Here is a 20,295-nt window from a genome sequence, read left to right on the forward strand (position 1 = left end):
CGACATGGGCGCCACAGAGCGCTGCATGACACGAAGTTGGAGAGGGGTTCATGAAGGCTTCCGCTTGGTTGGGCGCATCATTTGTGGCGCTCGCATTCAGCATGCCGGCCGCGGCGCAGACCGCGACGCCGCCTGCCGCCGCACCGCAATCGTCATCGCAGACGAACGATCAGACGAACGATCAGACGACGACCGACAACACCGACGGCGACATCGTCATCACCGCGCAGCGGCGCTCGGAAAGTCTGATGACGACCGCAGTGTCGGCGTCGGTGCTGAGCGGCACCGATTTGTCCAACAAGGGCGTCGCCAATGTCGATGCGCTGCAGTTCGCGATGCCGTCTGTGGTGGTCAACAATTTCGGCCAGGGCAACGACTTCAACGTGCGCGGCATCGGCAAGGCGGAGCACAACACCCAGACGACGACCGGCGTCATCACCTATCGCGACGGCGTGCCGACCTTCCCGGGCTATTTCCAGATGGAGCCCTATTACGACGTCGCAAACATTCAGGTGCTGCGCGGGCCGCAGGGCACGATCGTCGGCCAGAACGCGACCGGCGGCGCGGTGTTCGTCAACACCAACGATCCCGTCATCAACGGCGGCGTCCGGGGCTACATCAACGCCAATTACGGCAATTACAACGATTTCGGGTTCCAGGGTGCGATCAACATTCCGGTCAGCGACACGCTGGCGGTACGTCTCGCGATGTACGCCGATCGCCGCGACAGCTTCTTCCATATCAAGGGCCCCGGCGGCACCGCCTATCCCTATGATCAAGGCAAGATGGGCTATCTCGCCGGCCGGGTGAGCGTGCTGTGGAAGCCGAGCGAGCATTTCTCTGCGCTGTGGAAGACCGATCTCGATTATCTCGATTCGGGCGCCTATCCCGCCTCGCCATATTACCAGCACAGCGATCTTTTCCCGACGCTCAAGCGCGACCTGTACGATATCGAGCTGAACGCGCCGCAGGATGCGCGCGACAAGTTCATCCGGTCGGTCCTGAAGCTCGAATATGACACCGCCGGGGGCGTGAAATTCCGCTCGGTCACCGGATACCAGACCGGCACTACGATGTATCGCGCCGATTTGGATGGCACCGCGTCGACGACGACGAACCAGTCATTCTACGATAAGGTCAACGAGCGGCAGTTCAGCCAGGAATTTAACATCATCTCGCCTGACAACCAGCGTTTCACCTGGCTGATCGGCGGGTTCGGAATGTGGAACACCTATGTGTTCCCCAAACCGTTCAGCAATTTCACGATCAACCTGTGCTATCCGGTCACCACCGTTAACGCGTGCCTGTACCAGCTCTATGGCCGCAACCCAGAGCGTAACCTTGCCGGCTTCGGGCAGGTCGGGTTCCAGATCACCCCGAGCCTGAAGCTCGAGCTTGGCGGCCGCTACACTTCCAGCCGGTCGACCAATTATGTCAGCGTTCAGCAATACGGCGCGTTGATCAATCAGACGCAGACCGTGTCGTCGGACAACTTCTCGTACAAGGCGTCACTCGGCTGGAAGGTGAGCCCCGACCAGTTCCTCTACGGCTTCGTCGCCACCGGCTTCCGTCCGGGCGGCCTCAACGTCCCGGTCGGCCTGGGCGACCCGGCGCCGTTCAAGCCCGAGAGGATTACCTCGTACGAGGCCGGCTTGAAGAGCAATTGGGCGGGCGGACACATCCGCACGACCCTCACCGGCTTCTACAACGACTATAAGGACTTCCAGGTCGTCATCGGCTACCCGACCTTCCCGACCTTCGGGATCGAGCTCAACGTGCCGAACTCGACCAAGATCTACGGGTTCGAGGGTGAGGCCGATTTCAGCTTCGGCGGGTTCAAGTTCGGGGCCGGCGTCAACGTGCTGCACAGCGAGCTGGGCAAGTTCTTCGCCAGCGATCCGCGCGTCGCAGCCACCGGCGCGTGCGATCCGCTGACCGGCGGTGCGGCGGCCGCGACCAACTGCATCAACCTCAACGGCCGTCGCCAGACCTACGCGCCGAACGTCACGTTCAACGTCAGCGGCGAATATACCTTCACGCTGCCGGGCGGCGACTCGATCACGCCGCGCGCCAATTTCGGCTATGTCGGCAGCCAGGGGGCGACGCTGTTCGAGAATCCGGCCCTCGGCGACCGGCTCGATGCGCGCAAGATCCTCAACGCGCAGATCGCCTATACGCACGGCACGCTGACGGTTACCGCCTACGGCACCAATTTGACCGACCAGCACTATGTCGCCGCGCTCAATAGTGGGCTCTACTTCGCGGGGGCACCGCGCCAGTACGGCATCAAGGTGCTCAAGACCTTCTGATCTCTCCACGACCGGCCGCCGGGCGTGCGCTCGGCGGCTGTTTCTTTCTCGTGCTCCCACGGTGTCATGCAGCCCTACGGCCTGACGGTAGACAAATTCCTCGACCATGCCGCCAAGTGGTTCCACGACCGGCAGATCGTCGGCGCGGAAGCCGGGAAGGTGGCGACGCGGATCGACTATGCGGCGTTGCGCGACCGCAGCAATCGCATGTCCGGGGCGCTGGTCGCGCTGGGCTTGGCGAAGGGCGATCGGGTCGCCACGCTTGCCTGGAACACGCAGCACCACCTCGAACTTTATTATGCAGCGATGGGCGTCGGGCTGGTTTGTCACACGCTCAATCCGCGGCTGACGGTCGCGCACCTCGGGGCAATGATCAACGAGGCCGAGGATCGCGTGCTCGCGATCGCCGCTAATTTGATGCCGTTTGCGCGTGAACTCGCGCGGCTTTGCCCGACGATCGAGCATGTCGTCGTGCTCGGTGCGGCGGCCGACGATGCCGCTTTCGGCCAGGCGCAGGTCTGGGACTACGAAGCCCTACTCGAAACGCGTGGCGAGGCCCGCGTTTGGGGCGAATTCGACGAGAACGCCCCTGCGGGCCTCTGCTACACGTCGGGCACCACCGGCAGCCCCAAGGGAGTCGTCTACACCCACCGTTCGAACTATCTCCATACGCTCCGTGCGCTTCAGGCCGACGCCGTCGCGCTGACCGAGCGCGACGTGTTGCTGCTCGCGGTGCCGATGTTCCACGCCAATGGCTGGGGCCTGCCGTTCGCGGCACCGGCGGCGGGGGCCAAGCTGGTGCTTCCAGGTCGCGCGGTCGATGGCGCGAGCCTGGCGCGGCTGATGTGCGACGAGCGAGTCACGATCGCGGTCGGAGTGCAGGCGGTGTGGCTCGGGCTGGTCGATCATCTCGGCGCGACGGGCACCGACCTGCCCGATCTCCAACGCGTGCTGATCGGCGGGTCAAGTTGTCCGGACGCGCTGCTCCGTCGCCTCGAACAGGGGCTTGGCGCCGAGGTGCAGACCAGCTGGGGGATGACCGAGCTATCGCCGATTGGCACGATCGCGCCGCCGGGCTCCGTGGGTGAGGGGCGCGGGGCAGGGCGTCCGCCGATGGGGCTCGACCTCAAGCTGACCGATGCCGACGGCAACACACTCGCGTCGCAATGCGGGGTGCTCGGCCATCTCAAGGTCAAGGGCCATAGCGTGCTCGACGCCTATTTCCGCGCCGACAGCGATGCTCTCGATGCGGAAGGCTATTTCGATACCGGCGACCTCGCGACGATCGACGAAGCGGGCAATCTCACGATCGGCGGGCGCGCCAAGGATTTGATCAAGTCGGGCGGCGAGTGGATCAACCCGACCGAGATCGAAGCGATCATCGGCACGCACCCGGCGGTGCGCCACGTCGCGGTAATCGCCCGAGCCGACGCCAAATGGGGCGAGCGCCCGGTGCTGATCGTCGAGACCGAGGACGGTGATTCGCAAGCGCTGCTCGAACTGCTCCGCGGCAAGGTCGCCGACTGGTGGATCCCCGACCAAGTGGTCGAGATCGATGCGATGCCGCTCGCCGCCTCGGGCAAGATCGACAAGGCGCGGCTGCGCGCCGATTTCGCGGCCGGCGCGCTCGCCGCGGCCTAGCCGATCAGTCGCACCCCGCCGTCTTGTCCGGCAGCTTCGGCGCGGCGAGCCCGACGTTCCAGTTCCACCCGACTCCGGTCGCTTTTTTCCGGCACATCACCGTTTCGTTGAGCGCATACATACCCGGCATCAGCTTCGTTTCGGGCTGCGGTGTCGCGGCGAAATGCATGTAGTTGGCGGCATTACCATAGGCTGGCCACGCCGGCGCGTTGGCCGCCACGGGCTTGCCGGTGCGCGCGAAGCTCGCCCAGTAATCGGCTATCGCGTCGGAGATAGCTCGCTCGTCGGCGGTCGCCGGAATCGTGGGCCAGCGCGGCGGCAGGACGTCGATCGTGCCGAACACGAACGGCAATTCGCTGGCATGGAAAGCGTGCAAGCCCGCCGTGTCCATCGCCGGATAACCGTGATCGAACAGGTAGAGATAGGCCGGCTGTCCGATCGCCGTCTGCTTGCGCGCGAGCCGCTCGGCGGTCCAGCCGTAGAGCCCGTCGCGCGTCGTCGCGATGATGCTCTCCTTGTAATCGGCAGCGGGATAGAGCCGCAGGAAGGCATCGGCGAGGTCGCCGTAGCGGTCGCGGATCGCCGTCTCATAAGCTTCCGCGGTCGCCGGCGGCTTGGGCGCGAGCATCATCAGCGACCGGATCTCGCCTTGGTTGAAGCCGGCAAGCAGCGGCACCGGCGCCTGCTTCTTCTGATCGAACGCATCGACCATCTGCATCGGAAGCACGAGGCCGTCGACCGTTCCCCACGGGCCGAACCCCATCTTGGCGGCGCTGTCGGTGATCGTCTGGGCGTCCATCCCGCGCAGCGTGGCGATATCGGGCGCCTGCAGGCCACCGCCGAGCAGCTGCCCCATCGCTTCGCCCGAGGGCGCTCCGTAGACGCTCTTCTTGAGGTCCGGCATCGAGATCATGTACGCGCTCTCGGCGATCGCCTTCTGGAACAGCCCGCGCGCGAGCGGCGAATCCATCAGGTACATCACGCTCAGCCCGCCGGCGGATTCGCCCGCGATAGTCACGTTCCTGGCGTCGCCGCCGAACGCCGCGATATTGTAGCGGACCCATTGCAGCGCCGCGATCTGATCGAGCAGCCCGTAATTGCCCGACACATGCTGTGGCGATTCGGCGCTGAGCTGCGGATGGGCGAGCCAGCCGAGCACGCCGAGCCGATAATTGATTGACACGACGATCACGCCGCGCTCGGCGAGCCGCTTGCCGTCGTACATCGGCTCGCGGCTCGATCCCGTCACCAGCGCGCCGCCGTGAATCCAGAAGAAGACCGGCGCGTTCTTCGCGTTCTTCGGTGTCCAGATGTTGAGCGTGAGGCAATCCTCGCTGACCGGCAGCGGCTGCGCGGGCGAATAGACCGAGGTCGGTGTCTTGCTCTGCGGCTGAACGCAAGCCGGGCCGAATGCGCTGGCGTCGCGCACGCGGGACCAGCGCGGCATCGCGACCGGCGGCCGCCAGCGCAGCGCGCCGATCGGCGGCCTGGCATAAGGGATGCCCTTGAACACGACGGTCCCGCGGTCGCTGGCGCCACGCACGGCGCCCGACGGCGCGTTGACCACCGGTCCGGTCTGCGCCATCGCCGGCGCGGCTAACATCAAGCCGCCGAGGGCGAGCAAGCGATGGAACGGGATCATGCGATTTTCCTTTCTTCGGCGCGCAGCCGGCGGGCTAGCCACGCGAACAGCGCGATCGCGATGAGATAGGCGGGGGTCAGGGTGTAGAGCGCGACTTGCAGCGAATGCGCCGAGCCGTTCGCCTTGAACCAGTCGCTCGCCGCTCCCACCCAGGTCGGCCCGAGCCCCAGCCCGATGAAGTTCATGATCAGCAGCAGCAACGCGCCCGACAGCACGCGCTGGTCGGGCCGCACTTCCTCCTGCACCAACGCCACCGACGAGCTCAGGTAAAAATAGTTGAAGGCATTGACGATCGTCAGCAAAACCAGCGCGAGCCGCCAGTCGGGCGTCCATACGAACGCGACGTAGAACGGCAACGCCACGATGAGCGACACGGCCGGCACCGCGGCGTACGCGGTGCGCGTGCGGCGGGTGAAACGGTCGATCACTCGGCCCGACACCAGCATCCCGCCGCCCATCCCGATCAGTACCACGAGCGCGTACCAAACCGCGACCTGCGACAGCGTCATGCCCTTTTCGCGCATCAGGAACAGCACCGCGAAATTGCCGAGGCCATAGGTCACGAACTGAGTCGCGCCGCTGCCGAGCGCGGTGAGCATCAGCGTCGGATTGGTTACGAACATCCCGACGGTCGACCAGAAACCGGCTTTGTCCGTCGGCGCCGCTCCGACCGGGTCGGTCGCGCCACGCGGCGGGTCGCGAAGGAATACCCGCACCAGGATTGCCGTCACCACGCCGATCGCGCCGATCGCGATAAAGGCGTCGCGCCAATCGAACTTGGCCGCGATCGTCGCGCCGAACGCGATGCCCAGCGCGGCGCCGATCGGCGGCCCGCAATTATAGATGCCGAACGAGATCCCGCGGCGCCCCGGCGGAAAGCTGTCGGTGACCAACGCGTAGGATGGTGGCACACCGCCCGCTTCGCCGAACCCGACGGCCATGCGCGCGACGACGAGTTGCGGATAGGTCGCGGCGAGCCCGCAGCATGTCGTCGCTGCACTCCAGATCGTGCATGCCAGCGAGACGATCGTAATCCGATTGGTGCGGTCGGCGAGCAACCCGATCGGAATCGCGATGAAGCAGTAGAACAGCGCGAAATAGAGCCCGCTCAGCCGTCCAAGCTGGCCATCGGTGATGTGCAGGCTGTCCTGGATCGGCTTGGCGAGGATGCCCAGCAACTGGCGATCGAGAAAATTGATCACATAGACGAAGGTCAGCGCGATCAGCATCGCCCAGGCGCGGGGCGAGGCCGCCAGCGGGTGCCGGGTTGCCGTAGCAACGGTGCCGGCCATTAGCGGCAACGTCCCAGGACCAAGTCGTTGCCCAACTCGACTCGACGGATCGCCGTCAGAAAATCCACAATCCTCTCCCGGCTTTTGTTTTGCGCATCATGCTGCCAAGTCACGGAGCGTGTCAACATACACTATCGCGCGGGTGAATATTGCTGGACGGGTTGACGCTCGGCGGCGGAGCCTAGAAGGACGATGGTTGTGACCGAGAAAGCCGCACCCAAGCGTCAATCGCGCAAGGCCGAACAGCGCGCCGCGACGATGGAGCAGATCCTGGACGTCGCCGAGGAGCTGTTTTCGAAGCACGGCCTGTACGGCGTCACTTTGAAGGACGTCGCCAAGCGCGTCGGCGTGCATCACACGCTGCTCAATTACTATTTCGCCGACAAGAAGGCGTTGTTCGACGCCGTCTTCGCGCGGCGTGCGGTGGTGACGAGCGAGCTCCGCATGAAGGCACTCGACGATTACGAGCATGCGTGCGGCGGGAAGCCGACGATCGAGGGCGCGCTACACGTATTCCTCGACACCGACCTCGACCTCTACATCAACGGCGGCGAAGGCTGGAAGAACTACGCCAGGTTCGGCGCGCAAGTCGCCAACACCCCGGCATGGGGCGCCGCGCTGATGGACGAGCATTTCGACCCGGTCGTGCTGCGGCTGATCGGGCTGCTCAAGAAAGCGATGCCGGATTGCGACGAGGCCGACATCTTCTGGGGCTATCACTTCGTCACCGGCGCGCTGATGCTGACGCTCGCGCGGACCGGCCGCATCGACAAGCTGTCTGGCGGCCTAGCTCGCTCGGACGATTTCGTCGCGGTGAAGGAGCGCATGGCGAGGTTCATGACAGCGGGGTTCGAGGCGATTTGCGGCTAGACGGGCGCGACAACGCCGCTGTCTGATCGCCTCTTGTTTCGTCGCAAGAAGCGTATTACTCTGCTAGCACACCATCATCCAGGGGAATTCGATGCGCGCTTCCTTCGTCTCCGCTATCGCCACCTTGCTGCTGTCCTCAGCGGCGATCGCGTCGCCGCAGCCGCAAACGACGCCCGATGCAGGTCCGAAGGTGGTGCCCGACTCGGCGGCGCCCAAAGGCAAGCTCCCCGATGCCGCGGTTCCCAAGGATTATCGGCTGGATTTCACCATCCTGCCCGAGGCGACGACCTTTTCGGGGCATGACGAGATCGACATCGCGGTCAAAGCGGCGACCTCGTCGCTCTATCTGCATGGCCGCGATCTGCGCGTGTCGAGAGTCGTCGCGATGGCCGGCGGCAAGACGATCACCGCGAAGTGGACTCAGGTCGACCAGACCGGCACCGCGCGGCTCGACTTCGCCACGCCGCTGCCGGCGGGCGCCGCGACGCTGGTGTTCGATTATTCGGGCGATTTTGCCGACAGCGCGTCGGGGCTGTTTCACGTCAAGGTCGGCGATCAATGGTATAGCTGGACTCAGTTCGAGAGCATCGACGCGCGCGCCGCCTATCCGGGCTTCGACGAGCCCGGTTTCAAAACGCCGTTCACCGTATCGGTGACGACGCATCCCGGGCTGGTGGTCGTCGGGAATGCGCCACAAGCGTCCCTGACCAAGGTCGCGGGCGGCATGGAGAAGCATCAACTCGCGCCGACTCGCCCGCTCCCGACCTACCTCGTCGCGATCGATACCGGGCCGTTCGTCCGCGAGACCGGGATGATCCCGCCCGACGCCGAGCGTAGCCAGCCGATGCCGTACGGCGCTGTCGCCACCCAGGCGCAAAAGGATAAGATGGCGTACGTCATGGCGGAAACGCCGCGCATCGTCAGCTTACTGGAGAAATATTTCGGCCAGCCGTTCCCGTTCCCCAAGCTCGACCAGATCGGCACTCCGATCATGCCCGGGGCGATGGAGAATGCCGGCGCCGACACCTATGGCGACGGGATCATCTTCCTCCCGCCCGGCGCGACCACCGGCGACAAGCAAGCCTTCGGCATGGTCGTCAGCCACGAGCTGTCGCACCAATGGTTCGGCGACCTCGTCACGCCGGCATGGTGGGACGACATCTGGCTCAACGAGAGCTTCGCCAACTGGATGGGCTATCGCATCGGCAATGAGTGGCGGCCCGAATTGAACATCAGCGTCGGCGCGCTCGACGAAGGCTTCAGCGCGATGAACACCGACGCGCTCGAGGTCGGCCGTCCGATCCACCAGCCGATCACCGACAACAGCCAGATCGACTCCGCATTCGACGGCATCACCTATGGCAAGGGTGGTCAGGTGGTGGCGATGATCGCCGCCTATCTGGGCGACGACAAGTTCAAGGCCGGCGTGCGGCTTCACCTCCAGCGCCACGCTTACGGTAATGCCACGTCGGAGCAGTTCTTTCAGTCGATCGCTGACGCGGCGAAGGATCCGCGCGTTCTTGCCGCGTTCAAGTCGTTCGTCGACCAGCAGGGCGTGCCGCTGGTCGATGTCGAACGCCGCGGCCGCAAGCTCGTCGCGACTCAATCGCGTTACGCCTTTCTGGGGTCGAACCCGGCGCCGCTCAGCTGGACGATCCCGTTCTGCGTGCGCGTCGGTGCGGCCAAGCAATGCACCCTGCTCGACCAGCAGACGACGACGCTCGATGCGCCGGCCAACGGCGTCATCATGCCCAATGTCGGCGGCACCGGTTATTATCGATTCAACCTCGCGCCCGCCGATTGGCAGGCGCTGATCGCGTCGTCGGCGACGCTGTCGCCGGGCGAGGCGATCGCGACCACCGACAGCCTGTGGGCGGCATTTCGCGCCGGCAAGGCGCCGGCATCGTGGCTGATCGCGGAAGCGCGCGCGATGGCGCAGAATCCCGACGCCACCGCCAGCGTCGACGGCGGCGAACGCATCGCGGGCCTGCGCGGCCGCGGATTGATCGGGCCGGAGTCGCTCCCGGCCTATCGCGCGCTGATGGCGTCGATCTACACCCCGCGCCTTGCGTCGCTAGGCTTCGATCCTGCGGCGGGGGTCTATGCCAAGGAAGATCCGGGTCGGCAGAAGCTGCGCCAGCAGCTCGTCGGTCTCGTCGCGGCGGACGCACGCGATTCCGTGGTGCGCGCAAAGCTAAAGGCCGCCGGCGACAAATATCTGGCTGGCGACGAAGCCGCGCTCGATCCCGGTTTCGTTGGTATCGCGCTCGGCGTGGTGGCGGAGGATGGCGGGCTGCCCGCGGTCAAGATGCTGGTGGACAAGGCGTTGTCGAGCGAAGACCCCACGTTCCGCCAGAGCGCGCTCGGCGCCGCCGCCTATAGCGGTCATGCCGATGCTGCCGACTATCTCCTGTCCCTCAACGACAAACGCATGCGCAGCTTCGATCGCATTGGACTGATCTTCGGCGTGGTCGGCAACCCCGACACGCGCGACCTCGGCACCGAGTGGATCTTTGCCAATTACGCAAAGCTGGCCGCCGACGGCAACGGCATCTTCATCACCAGCCGCTTGCCGCAGGCGTTCGGCGGCGCGTGCAGCGCCGACCAGGCGGCGCGGATCGACGCCAAGGTCGGCGCCGCGGTTCGCGGCTCGGGGATGGGCGTGCTCAACTACGAACGGACGCTGGAAAGCATCCGCCATTGCAGCGCGCTCAAGCAGGCCAAGAGCGCTGAAATCGCCGCGGCGATCGCGGCGGGGTAGGAAGGGCGGGGGACCGCCTCGCGCAGTCGCCTGTTACAACCCCCGGATCAAGGTCGCCGCTCGCGCGAGCCAGGGGGGATCGCTGACGACTTGCTGGCGCTGACCGGCGCCGAGCGGGAGCAATTGCAGCCGGTCGCCCTCGCGTCCGATCAGGCGACCGAACAGGAAGCGGCCGCCGGGACGCGGCACCAGCACGTCGCGGTTGAGGGCGCCGCCGAATTGTTCGGGCGCCAGCGGCTCGCACCAGATCGTGTCGCCGCTCCGGTAATCGCCGATCCCCGCCGCGACCGAGATGCCGACCATGCCCGCGGCGGCGCGCGGCGGCGGCACCACGATCGTACGCGTCGGCGCGTGCGCGCCATCGGCCTCGAGGATCGCGGCAACCGGCAGTTCGGGATGATCGGGCAGCTTGACCAGGTCGGCCGCCTCGACCCCGAGGGCTGCGGCGATTCGGTTGAGCCAGCCGACCGACACCGTGCGCGTGCCCGTTTCGAGCCGGCCGATCGTCTGCGCGGTGGTCGGCGGCGCGCAAGCCTTCGCGACATCGTCGAGCGTCATGCCCCTGGCGCGGCGCACTTCGCGGATGGCGGTGATCATGGGCAGCCCCTGTTAGCCAAATCGGTTCGCCACTTTCCTACACAATATGCGATATGGCAAGAGGGCATCGACTCGGACGACGGAGGAACGATGCGCGACATGGTGGAAATCGAAATCGACGCGGCGGGGGTCGCGGTCAGCGCATCGGCCGCGCCGGTCGCGCGGGGGCAAGCGCGCCGCGCGCGCCGCAGGGTGACGGTCAACCGCGCCGAATCGCCGCTCGGCTGGCTCGCCGCGCGCGGGCTGGTCGACGCCCGGCAGGTCGAGGCGGGCGGGCGGTTGCGGTGCGACTACGAAACCGCCCAGCTCGGCGCGCGCGTGACGATGCAGTGGGACTCGGTGCGAGTCGATGGCGGCGGTGGCGGCGCGCTCGAGCTAGGCCTCGCACAGATCGCCGCCAAGCGCCGGTTTGATGCCGCGGTCAACGCGGTCGGGCGCGGGCTCAACGATGTGCTGTGGCGCGTGGTCTGCGCGGGTGAGGCGATCACGGTGGCAGAACGCGCGCTCGGCTGGCCGGGCCGCGCGGGGCGGCTGGTGCTCGGCATCGCGCTGGACCGGCTCGCCGATCACTACCGTTTGCCATGACGGGCTGACGCGGCGGCGATCGCGGGATACAAGCGTACGATGCGGATCGACTTCACCAAATGCCACGGATCGGGCAACGATTTCGCGCTGGTCGATGCGCGCGGGGTCGAGTGGGGCGACGGCGATTGGGAAGGAATTGCGCGCGCACTGGCGGATCGGCGCGGGCCGGTGGGTAGCGACGGGCTGCTGGCCTTGGTCGACGGCGATGCGGCTCACGCATTCGGGATGCGGATGTGGAACAGCGACGGCAGTGAGGCGGAGACTTGCCTCAACGGCCTGCGCTGCGTCGCGCGCGCGGGGTTCGAGGCACTGGGAATCGACCAGGCGCAAGTGCGGCTCAAGACGTCGTGCGCCGACGTGCGCCGCGACCCCGATCTGGCGCCAGGGGTGGTGACGATCGGCGAGGTGGCGGGTCCGGCAACGCTCGATGTCGACCAATGGCCGATGGCGATCGGGCGCCACCACAATGTCGAGGTGGCGATCGAGCAATTGCCGAGCGAACGCCGCTTCACCGCGGTGGCGATCCCCAACCCGCATTTGATCGCGTTCGTCGATGCGATCGACGAAGCCGAACTGGTCGGGGTCGGCAGCGTCTGCGAGACGGCGCCCGATTGGCTGCCCAGCCGCGCCAACGTGTCGTTCGCCGAGTTGCGCGGGAACGACGCCTTGTACGTGCGCACCTTCGAGCGCGGCGTGGGGCTGACCGACAGCTGCGGCAGCGCGATGGCGGCGTCGCTGTTCGCGGCGTGCCTGACCGAGCGGCTGGCGTTCGACGCGCCGGTGACGGTGTTCAATCGCGGCGGGTTGGTGCGTGGATTCGCGCAGGCCGACGGCATGGTGCGGGTGTCGGGCAACGCGACGTTCGAATGGCGCGGCTCGGCCGAAGTCGATGTCGGTCGCGCGCTGGCGGGCGAAGTGGTCGTGGACCGGCATTTCAACGACGAGATCGCAGCATGGGCGGCGGCGGTGGAAGCGAAATAGCGACGCGGCGCGCCGGGGGCCGCCACCGCTGATGCTGATGAATAGAAAACGGCGGAGGTTGCCCCCCGCCGCTTCGTTTCTCCGGATGTTCCCGCCGGCAAAGCCGTCAGCCGGATCGAGCTGCGCTCGTCCGCCGGTTGGTCTGGTGCTTGCGCATCGGCGCGGGCGTAGCCGCGCCGTCAGCTCGCCTACTTCTTCGCGTCGATCGCGTCGGCCTTGTTGTCGCCGGCGGCGCGGACGGCGTCGGCCTTGTTCTCGAGCGCATCGGCCTTGTTGTCACCGGCGGCAGTGACAGCGTCGGCGGCGTTCGAGGCGTTGTCGCGGACCATGTCGGCCTGGTTGTCGATCATCGCGGCCGAATTGTCGGCGGTCGATTCGGCATTGTCGGCGGCCGGCGACTTGTTGCAAGCGGCGAGCGAGAGCAGCCCGGTGGCCGCGGCAACGATCAGAAGTTTCTTCATCAGAGCAAATCCCCTCTTGGACTCGGGCGGAGTCGAATCGCCCGCCGCGAGTCGCCCTATGCCGGAAATGGCGCGGGCACGGCAAGCGCGAACTCAAACGCCATCGTCCCGGGAAGTTGCACGCGCCCCGCAGCGTTAAGCATCAATCGCGCGGGACTCGCTCAATCGAGCGCGAGCTTCGCCTTCAACGCATCGATCCGCTTCGACGCCTCGGCCTTGCTCAGCTCGGCGGGCGGCGGCGCCTCGCCGGCTTCCTCGGCGAGCGTCGTCAGGTACGAGGCCTGCGCCCCGGTCATCGGATCGTCGCCCGACACCCAATTGTCGGGATCCTTTTCGGTGTTGGTCGGCGGATGGTCGTCGAGCTTGGGGTTGGGGAGGTCGGTCATCGGCGAAGTCCATAAGGCTGTTCGTGCTATGTTCTGAACGCCCTGGCCCCGGCGCGGTTCCCCGAACGACGCGGCCGTGTTGACACGACCGGGCGGCTGGCGGACGTCTCGTTCGAGGTTTGACCCGGGGGGAGAAAATGCCATGGCCGACACCATCGTGCCGGAGGTTCGCGCGGTAGAGGCCGCGTTGCTCGAAAAGCTTCGTGCCGTCCGCCGCGCGGCGCGCGAACGCCACACCGCGGAGCCGGCGCCCGCCGCGCCCGCGCTGACGACGGGGCAGCGAATTGCCGATGCGGTCGCTTCGACGATGGGGTCGTGGCGGTTCATCATCATCCAGTCGACGATCCTGTTCTTCTGGATCGTGCTCAACGTCACCGGCTTCGTTCGCGGCTGGGATCACTATCCGTTCATCCTGCTCAACCTCGCGCTGTCGTTCCAGGCGGCGTATGCGGCGCCGTTCATCATGATGAGCCAGAACCGGCAGCAGGACATCGACCGGCTGGCGGCCGAATCCGACTATCAGATCAACATCAAGGCCGAGCTCGAGATCGAGACGCTGCACCAAAAGCTCGACGAGCTTCGCCAGACCGAAGTGCTGGCGCTGACCAACGCGGTTCGCGAGCTCGCCGATCTGCTCAACCGGTCGGGGCTTTGCACGCCGGCGAAAGCGGGCGATCCGAAGCCCGATGCCGAGGGCGGTAGCGGGCAGGTGTAGGGCAGGCGCAAGGGTTCCATGGGGTGGACGCGCCGACAGGACTCGAACCTGCATGTTCCGGGGTTGCAATCCGGTGCGTAGCCTTTCCGCCACGGCGCGCTGAACCCGCCGAAAGCGGGCAAAACGGTCAGCGGCGACAGGTCGATGCGGAAAGCATGGGCGTGGCAACTAGCGCTAGGGAGGCGACCGTGCAAGCCATCGCATCAGCGGGTAGTGTCGCAGTTTGAAATCTAGCCTTGAGCAGCTTCGCTTGCTTCTCTTTGGCGTAGCAGAACGACCAAATCTCATCGCACTGAACGCGGCTCGCCTTCACGTTGCGCACCGTCTCGTCGTGGATCGCGAGGCAAGCTTCGCCAGCTTGCACCAGCAGCTTCGACACCGTGTTGATCGACACATCGGTGATGCGGCTGATCGACCGCATGGACGATCCCCCGCACAGCATGGCGAGGATTTGAGTGCGCTTGGCGAGAGGAGGCTTGTTCATACGCATTGCATATGAACTTTATGCTTAGCGTCAAGCATAATCAGACAGCCGAAAGCGTTCGCTTCAGCGGTCTTTCTCCGGTCGAAGTCATGTTCGCAACCAAGCCTTCCAACTCGTCGATCGGTATGTTCAGCTCGCGCGCAACGTCGTCCTTCGTAACTTTTTCGCTCCAAAGTGCTGAGAACACTTGCTTCCAAACCGTTGAAATTTCGCGCTCAACGCCGTTCGGCTCAGCCGAGCGATATCCCCTCCGGCTTAGATCGATACAAAGTGAGCGATACTGATGCTCGGTGGCGATTATCTTCATGCGCCACAGCCGATGAAGGAGTGCGAAGGCAGAGACTCGCCACTTCGCCTTCGCTCTAATAACTATCTCGCTGGTGACTGGTCGATCGACGCTTGCCCGGACATCGTTTGCGGGCATGAGAAAAGCGCCAGCAAAACCGTCGGCCTCTCTTTCGAGTAGCCGATCACCGCGAAGATCGCCCTTGCAGTGGATAAGCAGATGTCCAAGTTCATGAGCTGAATCGAAAATACTGCTTTCCGCGGACTTGAAGTTATTCAGGAATATGTAAGGCTTTCCGTCGCGCCAAAATGAAAATGCATTCACGTTGGCCGTGTCTTCGCTCAGAGAGAGAATGCGAACGCCCTTACTTTCCAAGAAACCGATCATGTTTCCTATCGGGCGCTCGCCAATGCCCCAATACTGGCGCGCCTCTACGGCTGCCTTCTCGGGGTCATTTTGGTAGCTCAGATCGGGCAAATCGGGATCGGGAATATTGAACCTATGTTCGGCCCACGCAGCGAGCTGGACGCCGAGCTGACCGGCAGACTGCGCCGCGTATTTCTCTTGTGCGCTCATTTTGGAAAAACTTCGAAAGCTTACTCCATCGGCGTCAATGTCCGCAGGATCCTCGCCGAAAAAGAATTCGGCGGGGTACCGAAGGGCATTCGCCAACTTATCGACCGTACCGTCATCGGGCGGTCTACGGCCCTTTTCCACCCGCGAAAGGGTATCGGGAGTAATCTTCGCCGCGTCCGCCAAGGCTTTGCCGGTCATGCGGCGTCGCATGCGCGCCAGCGCCAGCCGTTTAGGATTGAACATGGCTTAGGCTGCTCTGCGAGTTATCGTCGGCGTAATTTCGACCGCGCCGTCATCACGCGGGTTGATGGACAGCTTGCCGCCGTCATCGTCGTCGCCACCATTAGAGATAAAATTACGTTCGACGCAGGGACCAAACGATTTGCCTTCTATGGTCGGCCTCGAAAGCTCAACGCGACCTTCCGGATCGACCATGCAGTAAAAAAGCGGGATTCCGAGCGAGCTCTGCTGCTTAGTGAACGTCGGCAACCGTTCAAAAAGGTTAGTCTCGCAAAGCCTTTCTGCGCCGGCACCTTTTTCTGAAATTGGGGCTGGATCGTGGTTGATGTCGCAACACCGATCCACATTCGCAAACGCGACCCGAATTTCATTTTGATGGCTAACGATCGCCTCGACGCCACCAGGACGCTCTCTTTTCCAGATATCGCCGACAAATTCGTCTCGGAGGCACCACACGCCATCTTGATATGCGAATGTGCCGGGTGCGTTCGCAGCATGGAAGTCAGTGACATTGTTCCGCGCGGCTAAAGCGACGTTGCGAATTCGCCGCAGCCCGGCTGATGTCAGGTTTAATTCGAGAAGGCGCGGCTCAACTTCCCACGGGTCGCGACGTATGATAGTCTCTACGAACTGCATGGCACCCTCGCGTCGATTTTTGCGACCAAGGACTTGGGCCAGGAAATCGACGCCGTCAAGCCTTCCATCGTGCTGCGGCGGCTTTTTTTGCAATTTCAATGCGGCGTTCAGCGGTCATATTCGCTGCCCGCTTCTTCCCGCCCAGCGCACCAAGCTGCGCAGCGGCGCTGGACGCGGCCTCGCGCTCGTCCTCGATCTCGCCAGTAGCGATCTTACCGATCATCACCGCCAAACCGATTGCGTCGGCGGGGCGCTTTTCGCCGCGTGGACCCTTAGGCATCGGGCAGCTTCGCCTTGATCTCGCGGAGTTCGCTGAGCACCGCGAGCAAGAGGCCGCTCATGCCATCGAACGCGAACATTAATTCATGGGTTAGGCTGCTAGCGCCGTGCATTTCCGCCCGAACCCTTTCGATCTCGCTCGTTTCTTTGCTAACATCCGCCATGCCATCTCCATGCTTTGCGCTAAGCATATAGGAAGCGGGCGGCGGAAGCCACAGCCGCCTACCGCACGTTAAGGGCGATACGACTCTTATTCACGATATCCCCGAGTGCGGCCGTTTCCTCCGCGCGCGCGCCGCGTCATTGGTTCGTCGATGACCGCTAGTGTCTCAGGTATCTCTCAAGAGCCGCGTGGACCCTTAGGCATCGGGCTTCTCTCGGATCAGCATCGTGTATTTTACCACTAAGGCGACGGCGACTGCGAAAGCTAGCCAACGCACGACGCCATGCGCGATGAAGCCCACCGCCACCATCGCGGCGGCGGGCAGGATCAATTGACCGGGGTCTGTGTTCTTCACGTCGCCTCCATGCTTTGCGCTAAGCATGTAGGAGGCGGGCCGGCAATGCGACAGCCGATCGGCTAGATTTCAAACTGCGAATTACCCATCAGCGACGGAGCGGGCGCACCACTGTCGGCAGGCCAGCCAGTCGACGATCGGCCGCTTCTACCTCGTCCGGTCGTTCGCCGTATCGCCGCGATCTCGGCCCCCGCGCTGGTCGCGCGTGGGTTGCGGGGTCGGGGTCGCTCTGGGGTTCCGGTTGCCCCAGCGATCGCGGCTCGGCGTGGGGGTGGTGGTCGGCGTGGGCGTGGGCGAAGGCTGGGTAGTCGGCCCTCTTCCGTTGTCGCGCGGCGAGTCCTGCGGGCCCCGGTTGGGGTTGTTTCCGTCATTTGCGCGGGGCTGCGATCCCCGCGCGTCACGGCCGCCGGAGGGCCGCACGCGCTGGACTCGGTCGGGCTGGGTGGCGACGACTCGCTCCGCCTGCGTGCGTTCCTGCTCGGAGCGCCGGGCGAGGCGGTCGGCCTCGTCGCGGGTCGCCTTGTCGACCTGGACGTCGCGGCCGTTGGTATAGCCGCGTTGCACGCGTCCGCCCGAATAGGCGAAGGCGCGGTTCTGGTCCTGGACGAGATAGGGCTGGGTATCGCCGGGGTGGAAGTAGGAGACGCGGCGGCCGTCGCTCGAGCTGGTGCGGATCGTCTTCCCGTTCTCTCGCCACGCCCATCCGCCGTCATACGGCACGCGTTCGATGTCGTTGCCTTCGGTGATCCGTCGCGCGACGCTCGCGGCTTCGACGAGCGGGGCGGCAGCGGCCCGGGGCGTTCCGGCGACCGGCGCGGGCACGTCGGCGACATCGACGGCTTCGGTTGCGGCGGCTTCATTGCCGTCGGTCATGTTGGCGGTGCTCGCCGCATTGTCGCCGTAGCTCGCGTTCGCGACTTCGCTGCCCGCGGTCCCGGTCTGGTTGCAGCCGGCGAGCAGAACGGCCAACGCCGCGGCACCGGTGAGAGCTATGGTTTTCATCGCGGATCCTTGTGGTTGGGTTGGTTCGGTTTGGCGGGCGCGGTTGATCGATCGCGACCGATCGCGCCTGCACGAGCGCGGGACCAACCCGAGAGCTGGGCAAAAGGTTCATTTTGCGGGCGGGGTGGGCCGGGGTGTGGCCACGACGTGCGGGGCGCGGCAATGCGAAACGCGGGCCCGACGCGGGAGTGAATCCCGCGTCGTCGGACGGGCTGGCCGGCCCGCCGGCCGGGGGCATGGATGCGCTCGCCTTGGCGAGCGCACCGGCAAATACCGGAGGTTATTTGCCTTCCATGCCCTTCACCATATCCAGGTGCCCCTGCACCACCGGCGCGATTTCGCCCGCGGCGGCCTTGAGCGGCGCGGAGTCGCCGGCGTCGGCATAGTTCTTCATCAGCGTCAGCGCCTGTTCGTGCGCGTCGATCTGGCCCGAAACGTACTGCTTGTCGAAATCGGCGCCCTTGAGCTTGCCGAGGTCGGCGAGCATGCTCTTTTGCGCGTCTGTCATCGTCGGATCGGGGGTGACCGGGGGCGTGGACTTGGCGGCGGCGGCCTTGATCTTGGCGGTCGAGTTGGTGTGATCGGTGATCATCTTCCTGGCGAATGCCTTGACGTCGGCCGACGCGGCGTTGCTCTCGGCGAGCTTGGCGGTGGCGATCTCGAACGCGTCGCTCTTCGCCGCGGTGTCGACGAATTGCTGCGCGGTCATCGCCGGGTTGACCGCGGCGTCCATCGCATTGGTGTCGCCGCCCGCGCTCGTCATGTTGTCGTCGGCGGTCGTCGTCATGGTGTTGCTGGTGTCGGTGCTCGTCATGTTGTCGGTCCTGGACCCGCACGCGGCGAGGCTGAGCGCGAGCGCCGACGCGGCGGCGAGATAGGTGAGCTTCATGATCGGACATCCTCCTGTTGGTTCGCGCGGGAACGCGTGAGGGCGGAGGCGTGTTCCGTGGGCGCGCGCAGGGCGGCTTGTAAGCGGCGACGCGGCTCAGACCGCCCAGCGGCTCGCCTCCAACCCGATGATCAGCCCGCCGATCAAGCCCGTGCCCAGGATCGGCGCATAGGCCCTGGTGATGACCGCATCGGGCAGGCTGACGAGCAGCCCGACCAGTCCGCCCACCGCCCAGCCGGGGATCGGCATTTTGACGAGCGGGATCAGGAAGCCGATCGCGAACCGGCTGAGGAACGCGCCGAGCAATGCGGTCTTCTTGTCCGGGAAGGTCATCGGCAGCATCAGCGCGACGTCCGCGACGCCGAAGACCAGGCCGGCGAGCAAGCCGAACAGCATTGGGTTCATGCCGTCCCCCCGATATCCAACCCGCAGAGCTTGCGCCGCGTCCAGGCGCGAGTCCAGCGGGGGCTGCCGCCAGGAACGCCGATCGATACACCCCCGGCCCTTGTTTGTGGCGTTACCCGCTCCTACCCCCTGTCAGGCAGAAAACGACTCGAGTTGGGCTCCCAAGCGAATGGACGAAGAACTTGTCGCTCACATCCGGTCGCGGATCGAGCGTTGCCGCCGGCTTGCCGCGGCGACGACCGACCGCCAAGCCGCCGAGGTGCTGATGCAAATCGCCGACGAAGGCGAAGCCGACCTTGCCCGCCTCGCGGCCGAACACGCCCCCGCCGGCGACGGTGCGGCGCAGGGCATCCAGGACGATCCCCCTATGATCATCGCGACGCCGATCGCGCGCGGCTAGGCCGCGCGGGCGGATATCGCGTGCATCGGCGGGCTTCTGCCCATTCGGGGTACCTTCGCGCCTCGCTAAGTCCCGGCATCCTCGAGGCCGCCCAACAGCGCGTCGATCTCGCGCAGTTCGCCTTCGAGCTCGGCGACCAAATTGCGATAGTCTACCCGGCCGCCTCGGCGCGCAAACGGTGCCGTTACGCGATAGTTGAGTTCGTCGAGCTGCGCGATGATCCTGGTACGGGCTTCGACGAGTTGATCGCGCAGGGATGGTTCTTCGGCGGGTGGCATGGCGGTTCCTTGCGAAGCTGTGCATGAACTGTCCGAATGCAATTGCCTAGACTCCAACGCGG

Annotated in this window: 22 protein-coding genes, 1 tRNA gene and 1 pseudogene; 8 read left to right on the plus strand and 16 right to left on the minus strand. The window is 65.3% G+C overall.

Annotated elements, in window-relative coordinates:
- Window positions 1-83 precede the first annotated feature (83 nt).
- Window positions 84-2,309 (plus strand): TonB-dependent receptor, encoded by a 2,226-nt coding sequence (locus VH326_RS14200; RefSeq protein WP_329632490.1) that lies wholly within the window; start codon window positions 84-86, stop codon window positions 2,307-2,309.
- A 66-nt stretch (window positions 2,310-2,375) separates the two neighbouring features.
- Window positions 2,376-3,950 carry an AMP-binding protein gene (locus VH326_RS14205; protein WP_329632491.1) on the plus strand — a complete coding sequence of 525 codons (1,575 nt, stop codon included), beginning with the start codon at window positions 2,376-2,378 and terminating at the stop codon, window positions 3,948-3,950.
- A 4-nt stretch (window positions 3,951-3,954) separates the two neighbouring features.
- Here VH326_RS14205 and VH326_RS14210 read toward each other — a convergent pair whose 3' ends face one another.
- The gene (locus VH326_RS14210; RefSeq protein ID WP_329632492.1) at window positions 3,955-5,592 is read right to left on the minus strand and encodes a carboxylesterase/lipase family protein; all 1,638 of its coding nucleotides are present in this window, start codon (window positions 5,590-5,592) and stop codon (window positions 3,955-3,957) included.
- On the minus strand, window positions 5,589-6,884 hold the full coding sequence (locus tag VH326_RS14215) for an MFS transporter (protein ID WP_329632493.1): 1,296 nt from the start codon (window positions 6,882-6,884) through the stop codon (window positions 5,589-5,591). The genes VH326_RS14210 and VH326_RS14215 overlap by 4 nt, the downstream gene beginning before the upstream one ends.
- Window positions 6,885-7,142: 258 nt before the next feature.
- Between VH326_RS14215 and VH326_RS14220 the strand changes: the two genes are divergently transcribed.
- The gene (locus tag VH326_RS14220; protein WP_329632546.1) at window positions 7,143-7,754 is read left to right on the plus strand and encodes a TetR/AcrR family transcriptional regulator; all 612 of its coding nucleotides are present in this window, start codon (window positions 7,143-7,145) and stop codon (window positions 7,752-7,754) included.
- 91 nt (window positions 7,755-7,845) lie between these two features.
- A complete protein-coding gene (locus VH326_RS14225; RefSeq protein ID WP_329632494.1) occupies window positions 7,846-10,515 on the plus strand; it encodes a M1 family metallopeptidase in 2,670 nt (889 codons plus the stop codon).
- Window positions 10,516-10,548: 33 nt separating this feature from the next.
- On the opposite strand, the gene VH326_RS14230 is transcribed toward VH326_RS14225, so the two are convergent.
- Complete coding sequence (locus tag VH326_RS14230; protein ID WP_329632495.1) at window positions 10,549-11,112, minus strand: helix-turn-helix transcriptional regulator; 564 nt, start codon at window positions 11,110-11,112, stop codon at window positions 10,549-10,551.
- A 90-nt stretch (window positions 11,113-11,202) separates the two neighbouring features.
- On the opposite strand from VH326_RS14230, the gene VH326_RS14235 reads away from it, so the two are divergent.
- Window positions 11,203-11,697 carry a DUF6456 domain-containing protein gene (locus VH326_RS14235; protein WP_329632496.1) on the plus strand — a complete coding sequence of 165 codons (495 nt, stop codon included), beginning with the start codon at window positions 11,203-11,205 and terminating at the stop codon, window positions 11,695-11,697.
- A gap of 39 nt (window positions 11,698-11,736) precedes the next feature.
- Window positions 11,737-12,678, plus strand: a complete 942-nt coding sequence (dapF, locus tag VH326_RS14240) for a diaminopimelate epimerase (protein ID WP_329632497.1) — start codon at window positions 11,737-11,739, stop codon at window positions 12,676-12,678.
- 188 nt (window positions 12,679-12,866) lie between these two features.
- Here the strand turns inward: dapF and VH326_RS14245 are convergent, their stop codons facing one another.
- Both VH326_RS14245 and VH326_RS14250 read right to left on the minus strand, forming a co-directional pair.
- Window positions 12,867-13,139, minus strand: coding sequence for a hypothetical protein (locus VH326_RS14245; RefSeq protein ID WP_329632498.1), 273 nt, complete (start codon window positions 13,137-13,139; stop codon window positions 12,867-12,869).
- 161 nt (window positions 13,140-13,300) lie between these two features.
- On the minus strand, window positions 13,301-13,525 hold the full coding sequence (locus VH326_RS14250; RefSeq protein WP_329632499.1) for a DUF3072 domain-containing protein: 225 nt from the start codon (window positions 13,523-13,525) through the stop codon (window positions 13,301-13,303).
- Between the two features lie 142 nt (window positions 13,526-13,667).
- On the opposite strand from VH326_RS14250, the gene VH326_RS14255 reads away from it, so the two are divergent.
- Entirely contained in the window at window positions 13,668-14,240 is a 573-nt protein-coding gene (locus tag VH326_RS14255) for a DUF1003 domain-containing protein (protein WP_329632500.1), read from the plus strand.
- Window positions 14,241-14,264: 24 nt separating this feature from the next.
- Here VH326_RS14255 and VH326_RS14260 read toward each other — a convergent pair.
- From VH326_RS14260 to VH326_RS14305, 10 genes and pseudogenes are all read right to left on the minus strand, one after another.
- Window positions 14,265-14,339 (minus strand) — tRNA-Cys (locus tag VH326_RS14260).
- 136 nt (window positions 14,340-14,475) lie between these two features.
- A pseudogene (locus VH326_RS14265) lies at window positions 14,476-14,724 on the minus strand (IS1 family transposase); the annotation flags it as partial.
- Between the two features lie 40 nt (window positions 14,725-14,764).
- Window positions 14,765-15,829, minus strand: a complete 1,065-nt coding sequence (locus tag VH326_RS14270; protein WP_329632502.1) for an ImmA/IrrE family metallo-endopeptidase — start codon at window positions 15,827-15,829, stop codon at window positions 14,765-14,767.
- Window positions 15,830-15,832: 3 nt separating this feature from the next.
- On the minus strand, window positions 15,833-16,462 hold the full coding sequence (locus VH326_RS14275; protein WP_329632503.1) for a hypothetical protein: 630 nt from the start codon (window positions 16,460-16,462) through the stop codon (window positions 15,833-15,835).
- A 55-nt stretch (window positions 16,463-16,517) separates the two neighbouring features.
- Complete coding sequence (locus tag VH326_RS14280; protein ID WP_329632504.1) at window positions 16,518-16,685, minus strand: hypothetical protein; 168 nt, start codon at window positions 16,683-16,685, stop codon at window positions 16,518-16,520.
- 49 nt (window positions 16,686-16,734) lie between these two features.
- On the minus strand, window positions 16,735-16,905 hold the full coding sequence (locus tag VH326_RS14285; RefSeq protein ID WP_329632505.1) for a hypothetical protein: 171 nt from the start codon (window positions 16,903-16,905) through the stop codon (window positions 16,735-16,737).
- Between the two features lie 195 nt (window positions 16,906-17,100).
- Window positions 17,101-17,259, minus strand: coding sequence for a hypothetical protein (locus tag VH326_RS14290; protein WP_329632506.1), 159 nt, complete (start codon window positions 17,257-17,259; stop codon window positions 17,101-17,103).
- Window positions 17,260-17,406: 147 nt separating this feature from the next.
- Complete coding sequence (locus tag VH326_RS14295) at window positions 17,407-18,261, minus strand: hypothetical protein (protein WP_329632507.1); 855 nt, start codon at window positions 18,259-18,261, stop codon at window positions 17,407-17,409.
- Between the two features lie 280 nt (window positions 18,262-18,541).
- A complete protein-coding gene (locus VH326_RS14300) occupies window positions 18,542-19,150 on the minus strand; it encodes a DUF4142 domain-containing protein (protein WP_329632508.1) in 609 nt (202 codons plus the stop codon).
- Between the two features lie 96 nt (window positions 19,151-19,246).
- The gene (locus VH326_RS14305; RefSeq protein WP_329632509.1) at window positions 19,247-19,555 is read right to left on the minus strand and encodes a hypothetical protein; all 309 of its coding nucleotides are present in this window, start codon (window positions 19,553-19,555) and stop codon (window positions 19,247-19,249) included.
- Between the two features lie 169 nt (window positions 19,556-19,724).
- On the opposite strand from VH326_RS14305, the gene VH326_RS14310 reads away from it, so the two are divergent.
- Window positions 19,725-19,955, plus strand: a complete 231-nt coding sequence (locus VH326_RS14310; protein WP_329632510.1) for a hypothetical protein — start codon at window positions 19,725-19,727, stop codon at window positions 19,953-19,955.
- A gap of 65 nt (window positions 19,956-20,020) precedes the next feature.
- On the opposite strand, the gene VH326_RS14315 is transcribed toward VH326_RS14310, so the two are convergent.
- Window positions 20,021-20,233 carry a hypothetical protein gene (locus VH326_RS14315; RefSeq protein ID WP_329632511.1) on the minus strand — a complete coding sequence of 71 codons (213 nt, stop codon included), beginning with the start codon at window positions 20,231-20,233 and terminating at the stop codon, window positions 20,021-20,023.
- Window positions 20,234-20,295 lie beyond the last annotated feature (62 nt).

The sequence above is a fragment of the Sphingomonas sp. genome (assembly GCF_036269755.1).
Taxonomy (GTDB): Bacteria; Pseudomonadota; Alphaproteobacteria; order Sphingomonadales; family Sphingomonadaceae; genus Sphingomonas.